The sequence below is a fragment of the Nocardioides limicola genome, from assembly GCF_016827675.1.
Lineage (GTDB): Bacteria > Actinomycetota > Actinomycetes > Propionibacteriales > Nocardioidaceae > Nocardioides > Nocardioides limicola.
In genome coordinates, this window is the sequence record NZ_JAERJA010000013.1 from 81280 (window position 1) to 103238 (window position 21959).

At 70.1% G+C, this 21959-nt stretch carries 20 protein-coding genes; 16 read left to right on the forward strand and 4 right to left on the reverse strand.

What is annotated here, in order from left to right; all coding sequences use genetic code 11:
- Window positions 1-20 precede the first annotated feature (20 nt).
- From JKG67_RS18680 to JKG67_RS16960, 7 genes are all read left to right on the forward strand, one after another.
- Window positions 21-707: a maleylpyruvate isomerase family mycothiol-dependent enzyme gene (locus JKG67_RS18680; protein ID WP_307816614.1), complete on the forward strand. Its 687-nt coding sequence runs from the start codon at window positions 21-23 to the stop codon at window positions 705-707.
- Window positions 708-834: 127 nt separating this feature from the next.
- Window positions 835-1446: an alpha-ketoglutarate-dependent dioxygenase AlkB gene (locus JKG67_RS18685; protein ID WP_307816615.1), complete on the forward strand. Its 612-nt coding sequence runs from the start codon at window positions 835-837 to the stop codon at window positions 1444-1446.
- Window positions 1447-1597: 151 nt separating this feature from the next.
- Entirely contained in the window at window positions 1598-4330 is a 2733-nt protein-coding gene (locus JKG67_RS18960) for a S8 family serine peptidase (protein ID WP_203338529.1), read from the forward strand.
- A 97-nt stretch (window positions 4331-4427) separates the two neighbouring features.
- Entirely contained in the window at window positions 4428-5135 is a 708-nt protein-coding gene (locus JKG67_RS16945) for a copper homeostasis protein CutC (protein ID WP_203338530.1), read from the forward strand.
- Window positions 5136-5441: 306 nt separating this feature from the next.
- A complete protein-coding gene (locus tag JKG67_RS16950; protein WP_203338531.1) occupies window positions 5442-6242 on the forward strand; it encodes a PP2C family protein-serine/threonine phosphatase in 801 nt (266 codons plus the stop codon).
- Window positions 6239-7465 carry an FHA domain-containing protein gene (locus JKG67_RS16955; RefSeq protein WP_203338532.1) on the forward strand — a complete coding sequence of 409 codons (1227 nt, stop codon included), beginning with the start codon at window positions 6239-6241 and terminating at the stop codon, window positions 7463-7465. The genes JKG67_RS16950 and JKG67_RS16955 overlap by 4 nt, the downstream gene beginning before the upstream one ends.
- Entirely contained in the window at window positions 7462-8466 is a 1005-nt protein-coding gene (locus tag JKG67_RS16960; protein ID WP_203338533.1) for an RDD family protein, read from the forward strand. Before JKG67_RS16955 ends, JKG67_RS16960 begins: the two co-directional genes overlap by 4 nt.
- Before the next feature lies 1 nt (window position 8467).
- On the opposite strand, the gene JKG67_RS16965 is transcribed toward JKG67_RS16960, so the two are convergent.
- Complete coding sequence (locus JKG67_RS16965) at window positions 8468-10570, reverse strand: S8 family serine peptidase (protein WP_203338534.1); 2103 nt, start codon at window positions 10568-10570, stop codon at window positions 8468-8470.
- A gap of 261 nt (window positions 10571-10831) precedes the next feature.
- Between JKG67_RS16965 and JKG67_RS18965 the strand changes: the two genes are divergently transcribed.
- Window positions 10832-11233: a cold-shock protein gene (locus JKG67_RS18965; RefSeq protein ID WP_203338535.1), complete on the forward strand. Its 402-nt coding sequence runs from the start codon at window positions 10832-10834 to the stop codon at window positions 11231-11233.
- 5 nt (window positions 11234-11238) lie between these two features.
- On the opposite strand, the gene JKG67_RS16975 is transcribed toward JKG67_RS18965, so the two are convergent.
- Window positions 11239-12702: an MFS transporter gene (locus JKG67_RS16975; protein WP_203338536.1), complete on the reverse strand. Its 1464-nt coding sequence runs from the start codon at window positions 12700-12702 to the stop codon at window positions 11239-11241.
- A 69-nt stretch (window positions 12703-12771) separates the two neighbouring features.
- Between JKG67_RS16975 and JKG67_RS16980 the strand changes: the two genes are divergently transcribed.
- On the forward strand, window positions 12772-13551 hold the full coding sequence (locus JKG67_RS16980) for a DUF3027 domain-containing protein (protein WP_203338537.1): 780 nt from the start codon (window positions 12772-12774) through the stop codon (window positions 13549-13551).
- Window positions 13552-13590: 39 nt separating this feature from the next.
- On the opposite strand, the gene JKG67_RS18970 is transcribed toward JKG67_RS16980, so the two are convergent.
- Window positions 13591-13869 (reverse strand): DUF2530 domain-containing protein, encoded by a 279-nt coding sequence (locus JKG67_RS18970; RefSeq protein WP_307816616.1) that lies wholly within the window; start codon window positions 13867-13869, stop codon window positions 13591-13593.
- A gap of 140 nt (window positions 13870-14009) precedes the next feature.
- Between JKG67_RS18970 and JKG67_RS16990 the strand changes: the two genes are divergently transcribed.
- The 7 genes from JKG67_RS16990 to trmB all read left to right on the forward strand — a co-directional run bounded on the left by JKG67_RS16990 (window position 14010) and on the right by trmB (window position 21038).
- Window positions 14010-14471 carry a MarR family winged helix-turn-helix transcriptional regulator gene (locus tag JKG67_RS16990; RefSeq protein ID WP_203338538.1) on the forward strand — a complete coding sequence of 154 codons (462 nt, stop codon included), beginning with the start codon at window positions 14010-14012 and terminating at the stop codon, window positions 14469-14471.
- A gap of 17 nt (window positions 14472-14488) precedes the next feature.
- Window positions 14489-15742, forward strand: a complete 1254-nt coding sequence (locus JKG67_RS16995; protein ID WP_275403413.1) for an MFS transporter — start codon at window positions 14489-14491, stop codon at window positions 15740-15742.
- 208 nt (window positions 15743-15950) lie between these two features.
- Window positions 15951-16322, forward strand: a complete 372-nt coding sequence (rpsL, locus tag JKG67_RS17000; RefSeq protein ID WP_056906817.1) for a 30S ribosomal protein S12 — start codon at window positions 15951-15953, stop codon at window positions 16320-16322.
- Window positions 16322-16792 carry a 30S ribosomal protein S7 gene (gene rpsG, locus JKG67_RS17005; protein ID WP_203338539.1) on the forward strand — a complete coding sequence of 157 codons (471 nt, stop codon included), beginning with the start codon at window positions 16322-16324 and terminating at the stop codon, window positions 16790-16792. The genes rpsL and rpsG overlap by 1 nt, the downstream gene beginning before the upstream one ends.
- 66 nt (window positions 16793-16858) lie before the next feature.
- A complete protein-coding gene (gene fusA, locus JKG67_RS17010; RefSeq protein WP_203338540.1) occupies window positions 16859-18970 on the forward strand; it encodes an elongation factor G in 2112 nt (703 codons plus the stop codon).
- Window positions 18971-19038: 68 nt separating this feature from the next.
- Entirely contained in the window at window positions 19039-20232 is a 1194-nt protein-coding gene (tuf, locus tag JKG67_RS17015) for an elongation factor Tu (RefSeq protein ID WP_203338541.1), read from the forward strand.
- Between the two features lie 74 nt (window positions 20233-20306).
- Complete coding sequence (gene trmB / locus JKG67_RS17020; protein ID WP_203338542.1) at window positions 20307-21038, forward strand: tRNA (guanosine(46)-N7)-methyltransferase TrmB; 732 nt, start codon at window positions 20307-20309, stop codon at window positions 21036-21038.
- An 84-nt stretch (window positions 21039-21122) separates the two neighbouring features.
- Here trmB and JKG67_RS17025 read toward each other — a convergent pair whose 3' ends face one another.
- Window positions 21123-21929, reverse strand: a complete 807-nt coding sequence (locus JKG67_RS17025; RefSeq protein ID WP_203338543.1) for an RDD family protein — start codon at window positions 21927-21929, stop codon at window positions 21123-21125.
- Window positions 21930-21959: the final 30 nt, after the last annotated feature.

The following is a 21959-nucleotide window of genomic DNA, read 5'->3' on the forward strand; positions in this document are numbered from 1 at the left end:
ACTCATGACAGCGTGGCAGCGTGGAGAACCACCTCGAATGGCTGGCCCGGCTGCAGGGCGAGTTCTTGGCCGACGTCCGGGTCGCCGACCCCACGCTGCCGGTGCCCGCCTGCGGACGCTGGCGGATCAAGAACCTCGTCGAGCACCTGGCGCGGGTCCACCATTGGGCCGCCGGTCAAGCGCGCCGGTCGCAGGAGACGCCGTTGGGCCGAGGTCCCTTCGACCTACCTGCGCTGTACGACGAGTGCGCGACCGAGTTGCGAACCACCCTCGCCGAACTGGACCCTGCCGCTGACGCATGGACTCTGGTCGGCCGCGGGCCGGTGTCGTTCTGGCACCGTCGCCAGTTGCACGAGACGCTGATCCACCTGCACGACCTCCGGGCCGCCCAGGGGAACGCAGTCAACGATGTGCCCGTGGAGGTGTGGTCCGACTGCATCGATGAACTGATCACCATGTTCGTTCCACGACAGATCGCCATGGAGCGCCTTGAGTCGCTCTCGCGAACGGTGCGATTCGTCGCTGCCGATGCGCAGGACGCCGTGTGGGTGATGGGGTCGGGGGATGCCGAGGCCACGGTCAGGGCTCCCGCTCGCGAGTTGGCGCTGGTGCTGTGGCATCGGATTCCGCTGGAGTCTGCCGGTGCGACGATCGAGGGCGACGCCGCGGCGGTCCACACACTGCTCGCCCAACCACTCACGCCCTGAACGGGGCCCAACTCGACGCGAACGGGGCCCAACTCGACGCGAACGGGGCCCAACTCGACGCGGATGGGGCCCAAGTCGGGGGGAAGTGGATCGAAAGGGTGTTCGAAGAAGTGGTAGGGTGCGAGGCGTGGAGTTTCAGGGGACGCTCTTCGCCGACCAGGGGTTCGCCGACCTGGCTGAGATCCGCCGTACCGAGTTGGACGCCGGTGCCTGGGTGGATGTGCTGCCGGGCTGGGCGCCGACGCCGGACGACCTCTTCGCCGAGATCGCCGAGGCCATCCCGTGGCGGGCGGAGCGCCGATGGATGTACCACCGGGAGGTCGACGTCCCCCGGCTGGTCCACATCTACGGACCTGACGACGTGTTGCCGCATCGTGCCCTCATCGACGCCCGTCAACGGCTGAGCCGCCACTACCTGCCCGAGCTGGGGGAGCCGTTCGTGACCGCCGGCTGCTGCCTCTACCGCGACGGTCGAGACTCGGTGGCCTGGCACGGAGACACCATCGGTCGCGGCAGACACGAGAACACCATGGTCGCCATCCTCAGTCTCGGCGACGAGCGCCAGCTCGCAGTCCGTCCCGTCGGGGGTGGCCCGGCCCGACGCTTCCCGGTGGGGCACGGAGATCTGCTGGTGATGGGCGGGTCCTGTCAGCGCACTCACGAGCACGCCGTCCTCAAGACCTCGCGCCCGGTCGGCCCGCGGATCTCGGTCCAGTTCCGCCCGCTCGACGTCTTCTGAGCTCCCGAGGAACGAGCGTTCCGAGTCCGGGTCGTGACCTGATCGCAACCAATTGTGACCTTCACAACACGGCTGCGGTCCGGTAGGCCTAGGGAGGTCGTTTGCCCACAGGCGGTCGACGCAACCCTCTCCTCAACAACAAGGAGCATCGATGTCGAAGCACAGCAGTTCCGCTGCCCGGACCAGGCGCCTGGTCGCCGGTCTTGCGGGCGCTGCACTGATCGCGGGCACGTTCGCCGCGACCGGGGCAGCCACCGCAGATCCGTCCGGCGGCGACTATCTCGGGTCTCGGGGCAGTGACCGACCCGACCAGATGACGCCGGAGTCTCACTCCGGCTGGTTCGTGCAACTCACCGGAGAACCTCGGGTGAAGGGCGGTCGCCCGGCAGCCCTGAACCGTCAGCACAACAGGTTCGAAGCCAGCGCCGACGAGCTCGGGGTCGAGATGACCATCAAGCACGAGTACCGGCGACTGTGGAACGGGGTCTCGGCCGAGATGTCCCCCGGCGATGCCGCCCGGGTGGCCGCACTGCCCGACGTCGCCGCCGTGTTCCCCGTGCTCACCTTCGACGCCCCGGATCCGGGCAGTCTCGACGTGCCCGCGATGAGCAGTGCCCTGGCGATGACCGGAGCCGACATCGCGCAGAGCGAGCTCGGGCTGACCGGCGCCGGGCTCAAGGTGGCTGTCCTCGACACCGGTGTCGACTACGACCACCCCGACTTCGGTGGCACCGGCGTGAACGGTGGCACTCCGTTCCCCACCGAGCGGGTGGTGGCAGGCTGGGACTTCGTCGGCGATGACTTCAACGCCGACAGCTCCTCGCCGGCGTACCAACCGGTCCCGAACCCGAACGACAACCCCGACGACTGCCAGGGTCACGGCACCCACGTGGCCGGGATCATCGGCGCCGACGGCGACGTCCGCGGTGTCGCACCCGGCGTGGAGTTCGGTGCCTACCGGGTCTTCGGCTGTGCCGGTTCCACCACGGCCGACATCATCGTGGCCGCTCTCGAGCGCGCCCACGCCGACGGCATGGACGTGGTCAACATGAGCATCGGTGCCGCCTTCGCCACCTGGCCCGAGTACCCGACCGCTGCCGCCAGCGACGCGCTGGTGGGTGACGGGGTCACCGTGGTCGCCTCGATCGGCAACAGCGGCGCTTCGGGCACCTGGTCCGCTGGTGCCCCCGGCGTCGGTGACAGCGTGATCGGTGTCGCGTCGTTCGACAACGTGGCGTACGACGCGGACGTGTTCACCGTGTCCCCGGACGACACGCCGATCGCCTACTCGGCCGGCAGCGGAGCACCCGCCGCCCCCACCGAGGGGACGCTGCCGATGCTGGCCACCGGCACGCCGGCGAGCCCTAACGACGGCTGCTTCGACGCGCCTGCGCTGGGGGACCTGACCGGGAGTGCGGCCCTGATCCAGCGTGGGTCCTGCTTCTTCTACGACAAGGCTCGCAATGCCGAGTTGGCAGGCGCTGAGGCCGTGGTGATCTACAACAACGTGGCCGGCGGGTTCTCGCCGAGCCTCGCCCCGCCCACCGCGGACGACCCGCCGATCGGGATCCCGGTGGTGGCGATCACCCACGCGGATGGTGTGTTCCTGCACGAGCGGATCACCGACGACGGCACGGAGCTGACCTGGACCGACGAGACGATCACGGTCGAGAACCCCACGGGCGGCCTGATCTCCGCGTTCAGCTCGTTCGGACTCACCGCGGACCTGAAGGTCAAGCCCGACCTGGGGGCTCCCGGCGGGCAGATCTTGTCCACCTATCCGCTCGAGCAGGGCGGCCAGGCGGTCGCCTCGGGCACCTCGATGTCCGCACCGCACGTCGCGGGCGCCGTGGCGCTGCTGTTGGAGGCGCGGCCGGGCACCGACCCGGAGACGGTGCGCGACCTGCTGCAGAACCACTCGGTGCCGGCGGACCTGTCCTTCGTGACCGGCGCCGGGCTGCTCGAGCCGGTGCACCGTCAGGGCGCCGGGATGATCTCGATCGACCGGTCGATCACCGCCGACACGATGGTGTCGCCCGGCAAACTGTCGCTCGGTGAGAGCCAGGCCGGCCCGGCAGTGCGGACGTTGACGCTGACCAACTCCGGCGACGAGGAGGTCACCTACGCCCTGTCGAACACGGCGGCGGTCAGCACGGCCGGGGTCCCGAGCGACCCGGGCTACTTCGTCGGTGGCTCGACCGCCGACTTCGGCGGCGATGAGGTCACGGTGCCCGCTGGCGGCAGCGCCGACGTCACGGTGACCATCACCGCGCCTGCCTCCCCGGCACTCGGCCTGTACGGCGGGTACCTGGAGTTCACTCCCGAGGACGGCGAGCCGCTGCGGGTGCCGTACGCCGGTTTCGTCGGCGACTACCAGGAGGTCGGCGTGCTCACCCAGGGCGCTTTCGAGTTCCCCTACCTGGGTTCGCTGACCGAGTGCGACCGGTTGATCGGAGTCGACTGCACCATGGGCGGCTCCTGGGACGTCCACCCCGAGGGTGGGGCCTCCTACTCGATGGCCGACGGTGACTTCCCGACGCTGTTGGTGCACCTGGAGCACCCGGCCAGGTCATTGACGGTGACCCTGCACGAGGCGCTGGCGGACGGCTCCATCGGCGACGCCGTGGGCGGCCGCAACAACACGGTGCTGCACGTGGACTACCTGGGTCGGTCGGGGTCGGCTTCGGCCTTCACCCCGTTCGTCTGGGACGGCACCCGGCAGAAGTCGCAGGGGAAGGGCCCGAAGGCGCAAGGCACCCAGCGGGTCCCCAACGGTGACTACGTGCTCAAGGTGACCGTGCTCAAGGCCCTGGGGAACCCGGGCAACGCCGACCATGTGGAGACCTGGGTGAGCCCGGCCTTCACCGTGGATCGGGCCGGCTGAGCCGACCCTCGGGTGGCCCCGTCGGCAGATGCCGGCGGGGCCATCGCGGGTGCCCGAGGTCCCGCGTCTGGGACCGGGTCGCCCCTACGATGGCGTCATGAGTGAGCGTGGCCTGCTGGAGGTGGCGGTGCTGCGCGACCGGGATGTGGCCGGGGCAGTGGCCGGCGGCGCAGACCGACTCCTGGTGGGACGTCTGGTGGACTCCGAGTTGCTCACTCCCGAACTCGCCACTGTGACGCTGGTCTGCCGGGAGAGTGACGTGCCGGTCCGGGTGGTGCTGCGGCTGGGGACCGGATGGACGACCAACGGAGGGGAACTCACCCGCCTGATCGGCCTGGCCCACGACGCGCTGGCGCGAGGTGCGGAGTCGGTGGAGTTCGGCTTCCTCGACGCCGACCTCCAGGTCGATGCCGCCGTGTGCCGCCACCTGGCCACGCAGTTGGGCGAGGTCGCGTGGAGTTTCAGTCCGGCCATCGACGCGGTACTGGAGCCCCAGCGGGCGTGGTCGCAGATCTGGAGGCTGCCAGGGCTCGACGGTGTCCGCTCCGCGGGGTCGCCCCGCGGGATGGGGGTCGGGTACGACGATCTGCTGGCGTTGGTGGAGGCCTCGCCGCAGGCGGCCCGCCTGCTGATCGCCGGCGAGGGCCTGACGGCTGAGCAGGTGCCCTGGTTGTGGCGGGCCGGGGTCCGCCAGTTCCACCTCGGCCGTCAGTCCCGGCCGGGCGGCTCGCTCAAGGCGGACGTCGCAGCAGAGCATGTCCGCTCCTGGCGGCTGCTGCTGGATCACGCTGCTGGTCGAGGCTGAGGGAGCGGGTCGGGCCGAGACCGTGGAGTGCCACCGGAGCCCGGATGTGGCATGCTCCACACAGATCTGGCGCCGCTGGCGAACCGATCGGGCGGTCGGTGTTTCAGATCGTCAGGATCGGGTAGGACAGGGGAAACGGGCCCCTGACGTCGTGGTGCTGGGCCGACCGCAACGCGAGCCAGAAGTAGGAGTGGGCAGATCGGGACCACACGCGAACCACAGTCGAACATCGGGTTCACCCCCGATGGGGAGGACCTGTGGGCGCGGGTGCCGAGCCAGCGACATCCCGGAGAGGACCCGTTGAGGATGGTCACCACCTGTTTCGGTGCGGGCACCGACGTCGGGTGCGTCCGGGAGGTGAACGAGGACTCCTTCCTCGTCGACGCCTCCGTGTTCGCGGTCGCCGACGGCATGGGCGGTCACCACGGCGGTGATCTGGCCAGCCGGATCGCGGTCACTGAGGTCGCTGCGCTGGCGGGTCGACATCACGGCGCTGAGGAGGCCACCCACGCGATCGTCGCCGCGCTCAGCGCCGCGCACCGCCGGATCCAGGCACTCGGGCGTGACGACGGGGGCTGGTATGCCGGCACCACGGTGGTGGCGGCGATTCTGGTCGGCAGTGGCGACGGGGCGCGTTGGCTGCTCGCCAATGTCGGCGACTCCCGTGGCTATCGGTTCACCGCTGACGGCCTGGAGCAGGTGACCGTGGATCATTCGGTGGTCCAAGAGCTCGTCGACTCGGGCGCCCTGACGCCGGAGGCGACCCGCACCCACCCCGAGCGGCACGTGGTCACCCGGGCGCTGGGCGGTCCGGTCGAGTGCGAGCCTGACTTCTTCTCGATCCCGGTCGAGGCGGCGCCGCGACTGTTGCTCTGTTCGGACGGGATCAGCGCGATGATCGACGACTCGGAGATCGCGGCCATCCTGGCTGCCTCGCCCGACCCTCGGGACGCAGCTGATCGTCTGGTCGCGGCGGCCCTGGCGGCGGGTGGCAAGGACAACGCGACCGCCGTGGTGGTCGATGTGATGGGATTGACCGAGGACGAGGCGACGTACGACGCCGACACCACCCGCACCACGTTGCACCAGAAGTTGGGGGCTGAATGAATCTCGAGCTCGTCACCGACCCGGCCGCTGCGACGTCTCAGGACTGGGCCTGGCGGCCGGGGGACTGGTACGCCGTGATCGGCTCGGGCACCTGTGCGTTGCTGCCGCCGGAGGAGAAGGACCGGGTCGCCAGGGTCTGGGAGCTGGTGGACGCCGGGGAGGGTTTCGATGAGGTGCTCGACGCGTTGATCGCCTCGGGCCTGCGACAGATGCGCGGCTTCGTGCTGCTGGGTGACTCCGAGGGGGAGACCCGCGTGGTGGTGCGTGGGCCGGCGCGAGCCCACTTCGAGACCAGCGCTGGCCCCGTCGATGTGGTCGGGCAGTCGGGGACGACCTGGGTGGAGCAGGTGCTCACCGGGGTCTCCGCACGGGTGATCCAGGTCGGCGCCAGTGAGACGGATCAGGATCTGCGCCTGCCCGGCGGGCTGGTGCGGGTGTCACGGGTGTCCCACCCGGCGGGCGTGAGCGGGGGAGCCGCAGCGGCCGCCGAGCCCAACGCCGAGCCCACCGCCGAGCCCATCGCTGAGCCCGCTGGCGAGCCCGAGGTGGACCCCTCCGCGGAGACCGCGGCCGATCTGCCTCCCCATCCCGATTCGGATCTGCCTCCCCCCGCCCCCACGCTGCCAGCCCCGGTCCCGCAGCCGGCTCCCACGCCGCCTGCTCCCGTCGCCCCGCCGACCCCGAGCCCGCCGACCCCGAGCCCGGCAGCAACAGAGCCACAGCCAGAGCCAGCGCCAGAGCCAGCCCCGGACGCCGAGGAGGACCTCGAGCACGACGGCATGACCAGGGCCGGACTCCCGGTGGCGGCGGAGTTCCCCCGGACGCATCCGGGTCTGCCCGGCCAACCCCCGGTGCCGGAGGTGACCGCCCGTCCGGTGGCCAAACTCGTCATCTCCAACGGTGACCTGATCGACGTGGACCGGGTCGTCATCATCGGCCGGGCACCCGAGGCGCGGCGGTTCACCGCGACCGAGCAGCCCCTGCTGGTGGCGGTGCCGAGCCCGCATCAGGAGATCTCGTCCACCCACCTCGAGGTGCGTCCCGGCTCCGGCGCGGACCTGGGCGCGGCGATCGTGACGGACCTCGGATCCACCAACGGGACGGTGCTGGTGCAACCCGGCCTGCCTCCGGAGGATCTGCGCCCGGGGATCGCCGTTCAGCTCATCCCGGGTGCCGTCCTGGACCTGGGTGACAGCGTGACCATCCAGATCGCCAAGCCGTGACTGTCGCCGAGTCGACGTACCCGGTCGCCGGGATGGAGCGGAGGTTCCTGGCGTTCGTGGTGGATCGTGGGTTGGCCTGGCTGCTGTACGCCGGGGTGGCGCTGGCGTTGGTCAGCGTGCTCGCGCCGATCTGGGCGGTGCTGCTGGGGGTAGGTGTCACCGCCGCGGTGGTGACCCTGTTCTCCGGTGTCCTGGTCGGCCTCACCGGCCTGACGCCCGGCAATGCGCTGCTCGGCCTCCGCGTCGTCCATCACGGCACCGGCACGCCCATCGGTGTGGGCCGCGGCCTGCTCCGCACCCTCGTGATCGGCGCGGCCACCCTGCCGACCTTCGGATTGGCGGCCGCCGCACTGGCGGTCACCGCGCTGGCCGACCACACCGGGCAGCGGCGCGCCTGGCATGACCGGCTCGCCTCCTCGGTGGTGCTTGACCTGGTGCCCGTCGCGGTCCCGCAGGATCCCGGAGTCGAGCCGGCGCCGCAGCACGTCGTCAATCTCACCGCGATGCGGCTGCGGCCTCCGCCGCCGGCGCCGGTCCGGCGTCCAGCACAACCCCAAGCGGCCCCCGAGCCTGCCGCGGTGACCGCTGCGCCGGTGAGCCAGCCCGCAGCGAGGGGTCCGCAGTTCGGCGGGGCGGCGGTCGCCGCGCCCCCGGGTCCGGGCCGTCCCCGCTGGCGGATCACCTTCGACACCGGGGAGAGCCTGGTCCTCGAGGGTCTGGCGTTGATCGGCCGTGGCCCGCAGGCGCGGGCCGGCGAGCCGGCCGCACACCTGATCCAGTTGCGCTCCGAGGACATGTCGCTGTCCAAGACCCACGCCCAGGTGCAGCCGGCCCAGGATGGGGCCCTGGTGGTGATGGACCGGGGGTCGACGAACGGTTCGGTGCTGCTCAGGCAGGGGATCGGTCGGAGCCTCACTGCCGGGCGGCCGACCACCGCGCTGTCCGGTGACCGGGTGCGGTTCGGTGACCGCGAGATGCTGGTCGAGCAGGAGCGGGAGTGAGTCAGCGGGTGATCGCGAGCGGCAGCCGCAGCCGGTCACCGTTCGCGCCACGCCAGACCACGGCGCCATGATCGAGCGCCAGGCCGCCGGAGGTTCGGGTCACGGTGATCTCGAAGTGATGGGTCTCGCCAGGCTGCAGGTGCACGGCGAGCGGCCGGACCTGAGCCTCGTGTGACCGAAGACCCTCGACGGTGACCGAGTAGTACATCGGCGTACTGCCGAGGTTGGTCACCGACCGGGTGGCGGTGCCGCGCCGGGCATCCAACAGCAGCGACCCGGTGTTGAGTTCGTCCGGTCCCAGGCGACCAGCCAGGTAGCGCCGGTAGTCACGCGGCCCTACCTCGAACACCAGGTCGGTGTCGGCCCCGCGTGCGGCGGCGCCGGCTCCGCCGGTGAGCGGCGACTCGCCGGAGATCGGCTCCGCTGCCCCGGACAGCATGGACCGGATGGCTACCGCCGACCGGTCCGGATGCCGCGACCGGAGCACTGCGGCAGCGCCGCTCACACCCGCCGCCGACGCCGAGGTGCCGGTCAGGTACTCCCACTGCGGCCCGGTCCCCGGCCGAGCCGGCAGCGTGCTGAGTACGCCGGCCCCGGGTGCGACCAGGTCCGGCTTGATCACGCCGCCCCGGGGGTCGCCGGGGGCGGACCAGTCCGGCACCGAGGGCTCAGTGGTCGCGGGCAGCGGGACCAGCCGTGCCCGGGCCTGACCGCGGCGGGCCACCGCGTCCAGCAGGCGCTGTGAGGCGCGGTGGCTCAGGTGAACCGTCGGGACCGCGTGCAGGTCAGGCGCGACGGCACCGGGGCCACTGTTGGTCAGCACCATGCCGACGCCGTCCGCCCTGGCGACGGCACGGGACTTGTCCACCCGCCCACTGCCGCCGCGTTGGCAGATCACAATGGCGCCCTTCACCTGCTTGGCGTCCAGGGTCCCGGGCAGGCATCTCGCGGCGGACGTCGGGGCCGCGTCGGCCGTGCCAACGTCGCGGGCGAGGACCAGCGGTCGGGTCCCCGTCGGGGTCCGGGCGGCCATCGCGCCGGTGAGCCGGATCCCGGCGGGCAGTTGGACGGCGCCTCGGGCGCTGCCCGCGGTGGTGGCGCCCACCGTGGTCACCCAGGGTGAGGCGTGGGCGGCGTACTCGGCGGGGTCGTTGCCGGCGCTGGCCACCACCACCACGTCCGCCTCGGCTGCTCCGAGCAGCGCGCGTTCCACGGTGTCGAAGCCGTTCGATCCGGCCAGGGACAGGTTCAACACGTCCACCTGGTCGTCGGTGGCGCGGTCGATCGCGGTGACCAGGTCGGCGGTCGCGCAGCCGTCGTCGTCGGGGTCCGGAGCGGTCCAGCACGCCTTGTAGACCGCGATCCTGGCTTGCGGGGCGGTGCCCGCGAACCGACCATGGGTCTCGCCGCCGAGGATGACCGGGACGCGGGAGTTGCCGGCGGCGATCGAGGCGACCTGGGTGCCGTGGCCGTGATCGTCGTGGGCGGACAGGGTGGCCACGCTGCTGAGGTTCTCGGTGCCGAACCCGGTCACGAACCATCGGGCGCCAACGACCTTGTCGGTGCAGGTCTCCCGCGTCCACTGCTCGCCGGGGGTGCACGGGCCGATGAACGCCTCGGGTGCCCGGCCGAGCCCGGGTGTGGCCGCGAAGACCGGACCGGCGGGCGCCAGGCCCGAGTCGACGAAGCCGATCACCACGCCGGCTCCTCCGCGTCGAGCCGCAGACGCCATTGCTGCGGCAGGTCTGCTGCTGCGGTCGGCCATCGGGCGGATCGTGTTGGCCTCGACCAGGGCCACCTGCGGCATCGCTTCGAGGGTGGACACCTGGTCGGGGGTCAGGTCGACCGCGTACCCGTTGAGGGCGGAGGTCCAGCGATAGACCGGGTCGGGCGCCTGGACCGCCTGCAGTGTGCTGTCCTGCTGGTCCAGGAACTGGGCCCGCGCGGCTGCGCGCCGTCGCGGGTCGGTGATCGCGGCGGTGCCGGCGCCGGTCAAGGTGACCAGGTGCAGGCTGGGGTCCTGAGCGGGGCCGTCGGCAGATGCGGCCGCCGGTGGGCTGAGCAGGGCAGCGACCAGCGCGGTGAGCACGCCTATCCGCCGCATCTCCTGCTCCTTCCGTGCCCGTCTACGTTACGTGGGGAGGGACCATGCTCGCAGCGGAACGGACAGCATCCAACTCCGCGACCCGACGAGGGGCGGTGTGAATAGTGGGGTTCATGGGGGTGATGAGGTGGATTCGGGTGGCGGTGGCTTGGTGGTTGCCCCTAGTCTGAGTCGTCGCCGACGTGGACGGCCAGTGGCTCCGCGCCGGGACGCGGCTCGGGGCCGCATTCGTGGAACGCGAGAACGAGTGGAGGAACGGCCGTGCCGGTTGGCAAGGTGAAGTGGTTCGATGCCGAGAAGGGCTTCGGTTTCCTGTCCCATGACGGGGGCCCGGACGTCTATGTGCATGCGGACGCCCTCCCCGACGGGGTGACCTCGCTGAAGAACGGGGCCCGGGTGGAGTTCGGCATCGCCCAGGGCCGCCGGGGGGATCAGGCGCTCCAGGTCCGGCTGCTGGACCCGCAGCAGTCGGTGTCACGGAACCAGACCCGGGCGGCCAAGAAGAAACCCGAGGAGATGGTCAGCATCGTCGAGGACCTGATCCGCCTCCTCGACGGCGTCGGCGAGGGGTACCGCCACGGTCGTCACCCCGACGCGCGGACCGCCAGTCCGGTGGCCAAGTTGCTGCGCGCTCTCGCTGACGAACTGGACCCCGGCCAGTGACGAGTTCATAGCCCATCCGTGGCGGACGCGCTCTGCGACGTCCGCACCACCCCACGCCGAGACAGCAGCACGAACCCGAACCAGACGGTGAGTGCGACGCTGGCCAGGCCGAGGCCGAGGGTCACGTCGAGCGGCACCAGGATGCCCACGAACCCGCCGCTCACCCAGGCGAACTGGAGCAGCGCGTCCGAGCGGGCCAGGGTGCCGGTGCGGATGCGTTCGGCGACGTCGTGCTGGATGACCGAGTCCAGGGACAGTTTCGCCAGTGACTGGGAGAGGCCGGCAGCGAACCCGACCAGTGCCAGTGGCAGTACGCCGTGCCAGAACGTCGCGACCGCGGTGACCAACGCGCCGGCGGCCGCGGCTGCCACCACGGTGCGCTGGGGGTCCACCTGCCGCAGCAGCGCAGCCAGCGCGATGCCGAGGGTGTTGCCGAGGCCGGCCGCGCCGACCACCACCGCCAGCAGCAGCTCCGGGCGGTGCCCGTCGAGCGGTTGCTCGCGGAACAGGAAGGCAAGGAACATCGTCAAGAAGCCGGACAGCCATCGCGGCCCGCAGTTGGCCCGCAGCGCCAACCCGACGGTGGGCGGCACCGCCACCCACTGCCGCAACCAAGCGCCGACCCGCCCAGGCTGGGTGGTCGGCGCCGGCCCGGGCAGTGCCAGCCGGTCCTCACCGGTGGGGGAGTCGACGGCGTCGGGGAGCATGATCGCCCGCACCGTGGCCACGACGAACAGGACGAACGCGTAGCGCAGCGCCCACTCCGAACCGGCGAGTGAGGCGAGACCGGCGATCGGGGCAGAGATGGCGACACCGACCACCCCGGAGAGGGACACCCGCCCGTTGGCCTTGACCAGGGTGAAGGTGCGCGGGAGCAGGCGGGGCACCGCGGCGGCCTTGGCCACGCCGTACGCCTTCGAGGAGACCAGCACCCCCAGAGCTGCGGCGAACAGCCAGGTCGAGCCGGTGACCACGGCGGAGGCCAGCACCCAGCACAGGAAGGCTCGGACGGCCATGGTGGTGCCGATCGCCCACCGTCGGCCGTGGCTGAAGTGGTCGAGGAACGGGCCGATCAACGGCGCCACGATCGCGAACGGAAGCATCGTCAGGGCGAGGAAGAGCGCCACCTGTGACCGGGCCTCGCCGGTGGGCACCTGGAAGAAGAGGGTGCCGGCCAGGGCGATCGCGACGGCGGCGTCGCCGGCGGTGTTGAAGACGTGCACCGCCAACAACCGGGACAGTCCCGACTCGCCCGCACCCTCGGCCCGGCCCGCCCTCCTGGCCTGCCCCCACGTGTACCGGCTGGCCCGGGTGGTACCGCGGCCGGTGGCGACCGCCGCCCGGGCGCTGCCCCGAAGCAGGCCAGCACCGGCTCGCCGGCTGACGTCGGCGGCGCTGCGTACGCCGTTGCCCAACGCTGCGCCGACGCCGCGTCCCCGACCCGACGGGTCTGGTCCGGACACGCTCATGCGAACCATCCTGCCTCGCCAGATGGCCCCGGCGGGACAAGACCCCCCGGCATTTGTCATGATTCACATGTGCCAGCAACCAGTACGCGCGCCAAGACCGATGCGGGACGCTCTCCGAAGCCGGACGCGGTCCTGATCAAGGCTGTCGACGTGGCTCGGGCGGCGCTCCTGGAGCAGGCCGGCGCCACCGACGTCGGCGAGCACCTGGGCCACGTCGTGGAGGACGACCGCGTCGTCACCCACCAGTTCCGCTGCACCCGGCGCGGCTACCGCGGTTGGCACTGGTCGGTCACGGTGGCCCGGGCCAGCCGGCAGAAGCAGCCGACGGTCGACGAGGTGGTGCTGGTGCCCGGTGGTGAGGCCATCGTGGCGCCGGCGTGGGTGCCGTGGAAGGAGCGGATCAAGCCCGGCGACCTGTCGCCGGGGGACCTGCTGCCCATCGCCGATGATGACCCCCGGGTGGTGCCCACCTACCTGGCCGGCGACGCGGACTCCCGGGAGTTGGCTCGCGAGGTCGGCCTGGGCCGGCCCCGGAGCCTGTCCATCGAGGGACGCAACCAGGTGGCGAGCCGTTGGTACGCCGGTCCCGGCGGCCCGGAGGCGCCGGTCGCCAAGTCGGCGCCGGCGACGTGCTCCAGCTGTGCGTTCCTGGTCGCGCTGAGTGGTCCGCTGGCCGAACTCTTCGGTGTCTGCGCCAATGCGCAGGCCAACGCCGATGGCCGGGTGGTCTCGGTCGACCACGGCTGTGGCGCCCACTCGGAGGCCCAGCTCACCCGGAAGCAGTTGCCGCAGGCGTTGCCGGACCCGGTCCTGGACACGATCACCCGAGACGACCTCGAGACCTTCTGACGTCCCGGCCTGACCGGGCCTGAGTGGGGCGGCCGGACCTCAGTGTTCGGCGTGCCGTGCCCGGCGTCGGCGGCGGCAGTACTCGTAGCCGAAGAGGCCGAGGCCGAACCCGGCCAGGCAGGCCCACAGCCACCACAGCCGGTCCGCGTCGGCGAGTCGGGACGTGAACGGCAGCAGGGCGAGGAAGGCGACCAGCCAGATGGCTGAGCCGACCGCGACCGTCCGGACGCCGTCGACATCGAGCGGCTCGACCTCGGCCACCGCGAGCACGCGCTTGCCGAGGCGGTGCTCGGAGGGTTGCTCGTCACGGATCTGCACAGAGTCCACGATAGCCAGCCGCACTCCCGTGCGGGTCAGCCCCGCCTCACGGGACGTGATCGACGGCGGTCCGGATGCACGGGAATAGTTAGCCAGGCTAATGAGTTCTACAGGGCGTTATGGCTACTCTCGCGAAGCAGATGCGCAGCAACACTGGACTGGCGACCCAACTCCGGGTGTCGATGGTGCGCCTCAACCGCAGGATCCGGCATCAGCAGGACCCGGGCCTCGACGTCACCTTCACCGGCCTGGCAGTGCTCGCGCACCTGTCCCGTGAGGGCGACACCCTGATCGGTGAGCTCGCCGCTGTCGAGCATGTCCGGCCGCCGTCGATGACCCGCACCGTCGCTGCCCTGGAGGCCGCAGGGTTCGTCGTACGCGGTCCGCACCCGACGGACGGCCGGCAGGTGGTCGTCTCGATCACCGACGCCGGGCAGGCCGTCATCGAAGCGGAGCGGCGCCGGCGGGACGCGTGGCTCGCCCAGCGCCTGGCCGGTCTCACCGACGACGAGCGCGAGGTGCTGCGTCGAGCCATCCCGATCATCGAGCGGCTGGCCGGCCGCAGCGACCCACCCACGGACCAGGAGGACGATCCCCGCTGAGCCCCACATTCCGCTCCCTGCACAACTTCAACTATCGCCGGTACGCCGCCGGCGGCGTCGTCTCCAACACCGGCACCTGGATGCAACGCGTGGCCCAGGACTGGTTGGTGCTCCAACTCACCGCCAACAGCGCTCTTGCGATCGGCATCACCACCGGGTTGCAGTTCCTGCCGTTCCTGCTCCTCTCACCGCTGGCCGGACTGGTCGCCGACCGCGTCGACAAACGACGGCTGCTCCAGATCACCAACATCGCGATGGCGGTACCGGCGTTGCTGCTGGGTGGCCTGGCCGTGTCCGGCGCCGCCGAGATCTGGCACGTCTACGTGCTGGCCTTCGTGCTGGGGACGGCGGCGGCGTTCGACGCGCCGGCCCGGGCCGCCTTCGTCTCGGAGATCGTCGGTCCCGAGGACCTCACCAACGCCGTCGGCCTGAACTCGGCGTCGTTCAACGCGGCGCGGTTGGTCGGCCCGGCGGCGGCCGGTCTGATGATCGCCGCCCTCGGCGGCGGCGCGGTGGCCACCGGCTGGGTCATCCTGATCAACGCCTTCACCTACCTGGGGCCACTGATCGCCCTGCGGTCGATGGACCCCACCCGGCTGACCACCCCGCGGCCCCAGGCTCGGGAGCCGCGGATGATCCGCGCCGGGATCGGCTACGTCCGGCGTCGACCGGACCTGGTGCTGATCATGATGATCGTCTTCTCGGCCGGCACCTTCGGGATGAACTTCCAGATGACCTCCGCACTGATGGCCACCGAGGTGTTCGACAAGGGGGCGACGGAGTTCGGGTTGCTCGGCACCTGCCTGGCCGTCGGCTCGCTCGCCGGCTCACTGCTGGCGGCAAGTCGGACCCGGGTGCGGTTGCGGATGGTGGTCGCGGCCGCCCTGGCCTTCGCGCTGATCGAGGTGTGCGCCGGGCTCACCCCCAGCTTCCTGGCCTTCGCGCTGGTGGCGCCGCTGTTGGGGCTAGCGGCACTGACGATGATCACCACCGCCACCAGCTACATCCAGCTGCACACCGATCCGCGGGTGCGGGGTCGGGTGATGGCCCTCTATCTGATGATCTTCATGGGCGGTACGCCGGTCGGGTCACCGATGATCGGCTGGCTCGGCGAGGCCTTCGGAGCCCGGTGGACGCTGTTGTTGGGCGGTGCGCTGACGGCGCTCGGGGTGATGGTGGCGGTCGCCTTCTACTGGCGACGGGAGCCCGCTGCGGTGCGCCCGCGGCGGCGGCTTCCCGAGCCCGGGACGCCGCTCGTCGACGCTGCCTGAGAGCCCTCCGGATTGCGCAGTTCCGCTGGTTTTGCTAGTGACACGGTCGGCGGGTAGGCTGACTCCTCGTGTCTGGCATGACCAGACGTTTCTTCCCTGCCCGGATTCCGGAGCAGGTCGGGCACCACCGTGTGAGCGGCAGTTCCCGGAACAGACCGCCTCGACAAAGCGTCGTTGCGTGAGAGCAGAACAGAAAGGGAACCACCCGGTGCCCACAATCAACCAACTGGTCCGCAAGGGCCGCCAGGACAAGGTGTCCAAGAACAAGACGCCTGCCCTGAAGGGTTCACCGCAGCGCCGAGGCGTCTGCACCCGCGTCTACACCACCACCCCGAAGAAGCCGAACTCCGCCCTCCGCAAGGTCGCCCGCGTGCGCCTGTCCAGCGGCGTCGAGGTCACGGCGTACATCCCGGGTGTGGGTCACAACCTGCAGGAGCACTCGATCGTGCTCGTTCGCGGCGGCCGGGTGAAGGACCTCCCCGGTGTCCGTTACAAGATCATTCGCGGTTCGCTCGACACCCAGGGTGTGAAGAACCGCAAGCAGGCACGCAGCCGCTACGGCGCGAAGAAGGAGAAGTAATGCCTCGCAAGGGTCCCGCTCCCAAGCGCCCGCTCGTCGTCGACCCCGTCTTCGGCTCCCCGCTCGTCTCCCAGCTCGTCTCCAAGGTGCTTCAGGACGGCAAGAAGCAGGTCGCCCAGCGCATCGTCTACACCGCACTCGAGGGCTGCCAGGAGAAGACCGGCACCGACCCGGTGGTCACGCTCAAGCGTGCCCTGGACAACGTGAAGCCGGCCATCGAGGTCAAGTCCCGCCGCGTCGGTGGCGCCACCTACCAGGTCCCGATCGAGGTCAAGCCCGGCCGCAGCACCACGCTGGCGCTGCGCTGGCTGGTCGGTTACGCCGCCGAGCGGCGTGAGAAGACCATGGCCGAGCGCCTGATGAACGAGATCCTGGACGCCTCCAACGGCCTCGGTGCCGCGGTGAAGAAGCGCGAGGACACGCACAAGATGGCCGAGTCCAACAAGGCCTTCGCCCACTACCGCTGGTGATCCTGACGGGCCCAGAAGGCCCGTCACCACCGTCCATCCACGTCTGACAAGGAACTGTGACTCAAAGTGGCTGTCGACATCACCACTGACCTCAACAAGGTCCGCAACATCGGCATCATGGCGCACATCGACGCCGGCAAGACCACCACCACTGAGCGGATCCTGTTCTACACGGGTATCAGCTACAAGATCGGTGAGGTCCACGACGGCGCCGCCACCATGGACTGGATGGAGCAGGAGCAGGAGCGCGGCATCACCATCACGTCCGCCGCGACCACCTGCTGGTGGAAGGACCACCAGATCAACATCATCGACACCCCCGGGCACGTCGACTTCACCGTCGAGGTGGAGCGCTCGCTGCGCGTCCTCGACGGCGCCGTCGCGGTGTTCGACGGTGTCGCGGGTGTCGAGCCCCAGTCGATGACGGTGTGGCGGCAGGCGAACAAGTACTCCGTGCCCCGGATGTGCTTCATCAACAAGCTCGACCGCACCGGCGCCGACTTCTTCATGTGCGTGCAGATGATCATCGACCGGCTCAACTCCACCCCGTTGGTCCTGCAGCTGCCGATCGGCGCCGAGCAGGACTTCCTCGGTGTCATCGACCTGGTCGGCATGCGTGCGCTCACCTGGCGCGGCGAGACCACCATGGGCGAGGACTACGAGATCGAGGAGATCCCCGCCGAGATGGCCGAGCAGGCCGCCGAGTGGCGCGAGAAGCTCCTCGAGACGCTGGCCGAGGCCGACGACGCGGTGATGGAGAAGTACCTCGAGGGTGAGGAGCTCTCCGTCGAGGAGATCGAGGCCGCCATCCGGCGCGCCACCCTGGCCGACAAGGTCAACCCGGTCCTCACCGGCACCGCGTTCAAGAACAAGGGCGTGCAGCCGCTGCTCGACGCGGTCGTGAAGTACCTCCCCTCGCCGTTGGACATCGACGCCATCAAGGGTCACGCGGTCAACAACGAGGACGAGGTCGTGGAGCGCCAGCCGTCCGACGACGAGCCGTTCGCCGGCCTCGCGTTCAAGATCGCCTCCGACCCGCACCTGGGCAAGCTGACCTTCGTCCGGGTCTACTCCGGCAAGCTCACCGCCGGTGCGACCGTGATCAACTCGGTCAAGGGCCGCAAGGAGCGGATCGGCAAGGTCTACCAGATGCACGCGAACAAGCGTGAGGAGATCGCGTCGGTCGGCGCCGGTCAGATCGTGGCCGTGATGGGCCTCAAGGACACCACCACCGGTGAGACCCTGTGCGACCCGCAGAAGCAGGTCGTGCTGGAGTCGATGACCTTCCCGGCTCCGGTGATCGAGGTCGCCATCGAGCCGAAGACCAAGTCCGACCAGGAGAAGCTGGGCATCGCGATCCAGCGGCTGAGCGAGGAAGACCCCACGTTCACGGTCAAGTCCGATGAGGAGACCGGCCAGACGATCATCGCTGGCATGGGCGAACTGCACCTCGAGGTGCTGGTCGACCGGATGAAGCGTGAGTTCCGCGTCGAGGCGACCGTCGGCAAGCCGCAGGTGGCCTACCGCGAGACGCTGCGCCGCAAGGTCGAGAAGCACTCCTACACGCACAAGAAGCAGACCGGTGGCTCCGGCCAGTTCGCCAAGGTCGTCATCTCGGTCGAGCCCAGCATCGACCCGGAGACCGGCCTCGGCGCGGGCTACGAGTTCGCCAACAACGTCTCGGGCGGCCGGATCCCGCGGGAGTACATCCCGTCGGTGGACCAGGGCGCGCAGGAGGCCATGGAGTTCGGCATCCTCGCGGGCTACCCCATGGTCGACGTGAAGGTCTCCCTCGAGGACGGCGCCTACCACGACGTCGACTCCTCCGAGCTGGCCTTCAAGATCGCCGGCAACCAGGCCTTCAAGGAGGCTGCACGGATGGCCAAGCCGGTCCTGCTGGAGCCGGTGTTCGCCGTGGAGGTGACCACCCCCGAGGGCTTCCTCGGGACGGTCATCGGCGACATCAACTCCCGCCGGGGTCAGATCCAGGCCCAGGAGGAGCGCCATGGTGACATGGTGGTCAACGCCCTGGTGCCGTTGTCAGAAATGTTCGGGTACGTTGGCGACCTGAGGTCCAAGACCTCCGGTCAGGCGTCGTACTCGATGGAGTTCGACTCGTACGCCGAGGTTCCCCAGAACGTCGCCGACGAGATCATCAAGAAGGTTCGCGGCGAGTAAGTCCGGACCCTCGGCAGCACCACCAACCAACACACGAGTCACAGCATCAATCACAGGAGGAGCCCACAGTGGCCAAGGCGAAGTTCGAGCGGACCAAGCCGCACGTCAACATCGGGACCATCGGTCACATCGACCACGGGAAGACCACCCTGACCGCGGCGATCTCGAAGGTCCTGCACGACCAGTACCCCGACCTCAACGAGGCGTCGCCGTTCGACACGATCGACAAGGCGCCCGAAGAGAAGCAGCGCGGTATCACCATCTCGATCGCGCACATCGAGTACCAGACCGAGTCGCGTCACTACGCGCACGTCGACTGCCCGGGTCACGCTGACTACATCAAGAACATGATCACCGGTGCGGCGCAGATGGACGGCGCCATCCTGGTGGTCGCGGCCACCGACGGCCCGATGCCGCAGACCAAGGAGCACGTGCTCCTGGCCCGCCAGGTCGGCGTCCCCTCGATCGTGGTGGCACTGAACAAGTGCGACATGGTCGACGACGAGGAGCTCATCGAGCTCGTCGAGATGGAGGTCCGTGAGCTCCTGAGCGAGTACGAGTTCCCGGGCGACGACATCCCGGTGGTCCGCGTGGCCGCTCACCCGGCTCTTGAGGGTGACGCCAAGTGGGGCGAGTCGGTGCGCGAGCTCATGAAGGCGGTCGACGAGTACATCCCGACCCCCGAGCGCGACACGGACAAGCCGTTCCTGATGCCGGTGGAGGATGTCTTCACCATCACCGGTCGTGGCACCGTGATCACGGGCCGCATCGAGCGTGGCATCGTCAAGGTCAACGAGGAAGTCGAGATCATCGGCATCCGCGAGACCTCGCAGAAGAGCACCGTCACCGGTGTCGAGATGTTCCGCAAGCTGCTCGACGAGGGCCAGGCCGGTGAGAACGTCGGTCTGCTGCTGCGCGGTACCAAGCGCGAGGACGTCGAGCGCGGCATGGTCGTGATCAAGCCGGGCACCACCACCCCGCACACGAACTTCGAGGCGAGCGTTTACATCCTGTCCAAGGAGGAGGGTGGCCGTCACACGCCGTTCTTCAACAACTACCGCCCGCAGTTCTACTTCCGCACCACCGACGTGACCGGCGTGGTGACCCTCCCCGAGGGCACCGAGATGGTCATGCCGGGCGACAACACCGAGATGGTGGTCGAGCTGATCCAGCCGATCGCCATGGAGGACGGCCTGCGGTTCGCCATCCGTGAGGGTGGCCGCACCGTCGGCGCCGGCCGGGTCACCAAGATCCTCAAGTGACCCACTGAGTCACGATCGGAGCCCCGGGCCAACGGCCCGGGGCTCCTTCGTTTCCGCCTGAAAGGAACGTGTCGATGCCCGACTCACTGCCCCCTGCTCGCCCGCACCTGAAGTTCACCGAGGACGGGCGCCGGATGCGGGAGGTCCTCAGCTATGCGCGACGGGGGAGTCGCCTGGGGATCAAGGAGCAGCAGGCCTGGGACGCCCATCACGAGGCGTGGGTGATCCCGGACGAGGCGGTCGACCGGCCCGGCTTCGCGTTGACCGACTGGTTCGGCCGCGAGGCGCCGCTGGTGATCGAGATCGGGTCCGGCGTCGGTGAGGCCACGGCTGCGGTTGCTGCCGCCCGCCCCGAGGTGAACCTGTTGGCGCTCGAGGTCTGGGTGCCGGGCGTGGCTGCGGGACTTGCCCGGGTCGCCGAGGCCGGGGCCACGAACGTGCGCTTCTGCTCGGTCGATGCGGTCTGGTTCCTTGAGCATCTGGTGCCTGCGGGCGGCCTCGAGGAGCTGCTCACCTTCTTCCCCGATCCATGGCCGAAGACGCGACACCACAAGCGGCGACTGGTGCAGCCGGACTTCGTGCGGGTGGCCGCCGGTCGACTCCGTGACGGTGGCCTGTGGCGCCTGGCCACCGACTGGGCCGAGTACGCCGAGCAGATGGTCGCGGTGCTCGATGCCGAGCCGACCCTGTCCGGCGGCGTGGTCGATCGGTGGGAGGGACGACCGGTGACCAAGTTCGAACGCAAGGGCATCGCCGCCGGGCGCGCCATCACCGACCTGGCCTACCGGCGCCGCGAAGCCAGTTGACCCCACGGGCCCAAGTCGGTGCGGACGAGGCGCAAGTCGGTGCGGATGAGGCCCAAGTCGGCGCGGATGGGGCCCAAGTCGGGATCAGTGGTGCCGGTGGACGAGACGATCGCGCAGGGCCGCCTCACGCTGCAGGCGAGCCAGGTCACGCTCGCGGCGGGCCGCGATGACGGCCGCCAGGAACACCTCCGGGTCGGTGCCGGGTGGGGGAGCGGGCGACACGTGGCTGCGCAGCAGCCCAGCCAGATGCTCGGCCATCCTGCTCCGCGACGCCGGATCCAACTGGGCCACCCGGAGCAGATGCTGACGCGCCTGGAGGGCCAACGGGCCAGGGATGCTGGCGATGTCGGCCCCCGCCGCCCAGGCCGCCAGTGATGCGGGCATCGGCACCGGCGGCGGCAAGGTGAGCGCGAACCGCTCCCGGACCACATACGTCCCGGCAGCGTAGTCGCCCAACCGTTTGCCGCGGTGGCTGAGGAGACCCGAGAAGAACGCCGGGACTCCGGTGAGCAGGTAGATCTCCACCACGCCCACCAGCGCCCTGACGAAGGCGTGCTGGAAGCTGATCGGCCCGGCGTCGTCACGCACGGTGCGCAACCCGGTCACCAGTTTGCCCAAGGACTTGCCCCGGGTGAGGGTCTCCACCGCCGTCGGCACCACCACGAACACCGCCATCAGGGTGCCGATCCAGGCCGCCCACATCAGCGCGAAACTCGTGTTCGCCACCGCGGTGAAGAACACGATGGAGAAGAGCACCATCGCCACCACGGTCACCGCCACGTCGATCAGGCCCGAGACCATCCGGGAGGCGAGGCTGGCCGCCGGGAGGTCCAGAGCCACAGCCTCGCCGGTGACGAGGTCGTCGGGGGTGAGGGCGGCGTACTGACTCATTGTCGCCAGCATAGGGGCCCGTCGGAGCGA